The sequence below is a fragment of the Mycobacterium sp. E1386 genome, from assembly GCF_001672745.1.
In the GTDB taxonomy this organism is placed as follows: Bacteria; Actinomycetota; Actinomycetes; order Mycobacteriales; family Mycobacteriaceae; genus Mycobacterium.
The window spans coordinates 1-2,662 of the sequence record NZ_LZKH01000187.1; the positions used below are offsets into that span (position 1 = coordinate 1).

The following is a 2,662-nucleotide window of genomic DNA, read 5'->3' on the forward strand; positions in this document are numbered from 1 at the left end:
ACGCATCGACGGCGAAGACGTCCGAGCCGGCGGCCAGCACCTCGGTCACGTAGAACGGGTTTCCACCGGTGAGCCGGTGCAGTGCGGCGGCGTTGATGCCGGTGCCCGCGGCCAGCTGGGCCACCCCGGCCGCGCTCAGCGGGGCCAGCGATATCCGGCTCACCGCCTTCGACGTCGCCAGGTCGCCCAGCAGCACGGCCAGGGGATGGTCTTCGCCGATCTCGTCGTGGCGATAGGAAACAAGCAACAGCACGGGCAGCGCGGCGATCCGGCGGGACAGGAAGCGCAGCAGGTCAAGCGTGGCGCCGTCGGCCCAGTGGGCGTCTTCGATCACGCACACCCACGGGCCGCCGCAGGCGAAGAGCGCGAGCAACCGCGCATACACCGATTCGGTGTCGCCCGTGTCGACGGCGGCACGCATCGCCTCCGCCGGCGCATATGCCGTGCCGGCCAACATGTCCAGTAACGGGCCCAGCGGGCGCGGCGCGCTCAACGGATCGCACCAGCCCTCCAACACCGCCGCCGAGTCGCCCAGCCTGGCGACGAACCGCGCGATGACGGAGGTCTTACCCGCGCCCGCCTCGCCGCGCAGCAAGACCACGCGTCCGCTGCCGCCGGCCGCCGCGCGTCTGAGCCCTGCCAGCTCCCTGAGCACCGCGTCGCGCTCGATCAGCTCATCCGATCCCAAAGCCCGCCGTCCCCTCCGGTGCAGCTACCCGCGGCCTGCGCGAAGGCGCCGCGGGCAAACGTCCAGGCCCGCGCTTCAGAGGGAAGACCGCCGGGGCCAACCGCGGATCGGGCACACCCACTGCGGTCGTCAGCAAACCGTCATCAGCGCGAATGCGCTAGAGCTTAGCCGGGGTTGACCCCGCGCGCCGCGCAACGGTGCGCGACGTGCCGCGGTCGGCCGGCGCCCCCGGGCCGCGCCCACCGGCCCTCGCGACTCAGATCGCCGCGATGATCTCGGCCCGCTTGCGGGTGTAATCGGCATCGGTGATCGCCCCGGCCGCACGCAGCTCCTCGAGCTCCCGCAGGCGCTCGGCGGCCGGGCGTTGCGGCGCGGCGCCCGCGACGATGTCTTCGAGCCGCCGGCCGCCGATGACGATGTTCGGCCCGGCACCTTGCGGCGCCGGCGCCGCGCCCAGCGCGTCGACGATGCGTTGGCCCGCCTCGTCCTTGGCGATGACGAAGGCATGCGGCAGGCCCGGGATGCGCTGGCCGGAAGCCGCCCGCTGCGCGGCGATCTGCTGCGCCACCCGGCCGCTGTCGCCGTCGATCGGCAGCCACAGCGTGATGATCTGCCGGTCGTCGGGCAGCCCGCGCGCCCTGGCCGACACGTCGTTGCCGGCCTGGGCCCGAAAGCCCGAGCGATCCCACGCCTTGAGCACGTTGCCGGCCACCAGGACTCCGCGGTGCTGCTTGTCTTCGAGCGCGTAGACGCCAGACGCGGTGACGGCCAGGATGAAACTCTTCGGTAGGCCGGTGCCGTTAGGCACGCTTCGCCAATTCACCTCGCCCCCGGCCGACGGATACATCTGCATGGCTTTGGTCGACGTCTGCTCGCATCGCGTGGCCGCCTCAACCGGTTGACGCAGGATTTCCGCCGCCACGGCGGCGGCCTGCTGGTTGAGCGCCGGGTCGTGCTGCGCGCGGGCCCTGAACTTCATGGTCGTTCCTTTCGCGGGTGCCCTCAGGCGATGTTCTGCATCGGTATGCCAGCGAACCGTCCCGGCCGCGCTCCCGATCCCAACAATTCGGCCTCGGTGGCGCCGGCCCCCCGTCTCACCGGGTCTCGTCTTGCCGAAACCGTCGGGCTGAGATGCATTGCGCGACAGCGTCATACCCTTCGTCCAGCGCTACCATTCCCCGATTGGTGGGATGCCAGTTGTCGGGCTTTCCCTCGCCCCCGACGCTCAGGTAGACCAGTTCGCTGTGCTCCAACACCTGCAGGGCCTCGCGCACGGGCGCGACCAGCTTCTTGAAGCTCATGGCTCGCTGGCCGCGGGAGGTGAACTCCGCCCGGCGCAGCACCCATTTGATGAAGTCGTACTGGGTCAGCGGTTTGCCGCGCTTAGGCCCGTCGGGTCCGAATGCGGCCATGAGTTGCGCGGCCAGCTCCTCCGTCGGCGGCAATGCGACCAGGCGGGCGAACTCGGTGTCTCTGGCGCGCCGTGCCTCGGCCCGCGCCGCCTTCAAGGTTCTCAACAATGACACGGCAGTCCTTTCGCGTCCCATTCCCGAGCGCTCGCCAACTACTGTGCGCCAGCGCACCGCCTCGGCGCATGAGGTATTCGCCGCATATTCGGCCTGACGCGAAGAACGCGCGTGGGGGTCGCGGAGAAGAGGTTCCGAAAAAAGTGTCCGCGCCGCCGGGGCTGGGTGCTCCTACCTGTGACGGCGACCCACCGGGGGTCGCGACCACAGTTTGAGGAACACGCCATGAGCACCATCGAAGGCTTCCAGTCGACGACCTTCGCCGCCGACCCATACGACGATCTGACCGTCGCCGAGGCGTGGGCGTCGAGCCCGCTGGGCGACCCCGAGATCGAGGACGGTTCGCTGTCCGAGCCCGTCGAGAGTGCGGACTCCTCGACCCCGAAGCCACGTTCGAGGGCGACAAACGCCCTGGTGGCCGGGGCCCTGGTCGGAGCGCTCGGAGCGG

At 70.5% G+C, this 2,662-nt stretch carries 4 protein-coding genes; 1 reads left to right on the forward strand and 3 read right to left on the reverse strand.

Going from position 1 to position 2,662, the window contains the following annotated elements:
* The 3 genes from A5709_RS18990 to A5709_RS19000 form a co-directional block, all read right to left on the reverse strand.
* A partial coding sequence (locus A5709_RS18990) for an AAA family ATPase (RefSeq protein ID WP_156768102.1) occupies window positions 1-688 on the reverse strand: 688 nt, incomplete at its 3' end.
* 256 nt (window positions 689-944) lie between these two features.
* Window positions 945-1,667 carry an SHOCT domain-containing protein gene (locus A5709_RS18995; RefSeq protein ID WP_068010994.1) on the reverse strand — a complete coding sequence of 241 codons (723 nt, stop codon included), beginning with the start codon at window positions 1,665-1,667 and terminating at the stop codon, window positions 945-947.
* A 115-nt stretch (window positions 1,668-1,782) separates the two neighbouring features.
* On the reverse strand, window positions 1,783-2,205 hold the full coding sequence (locus A5709_RS19000; protein WP_156673299.1) for a hypothetical protein: 423 nt from the start codon (window positions 2,203-2,205) through the stop codon (window positions 1,783-1,785).
* A gap of 234 nt (window positions 2,206-2,439) precedes the next feature.
* On the opposite strand from A5709_RS19000, the gene A5709_RS19005 reads away from it, so the two are divergent.
* Window positions 2,440-2,662, forward strand: a 223-nt coding sequence (locus A5709_RS19005; protein ID WP_156768103.1) for a hypothetical protein, incomplete at its 3' end; no start/stop codon positions are given.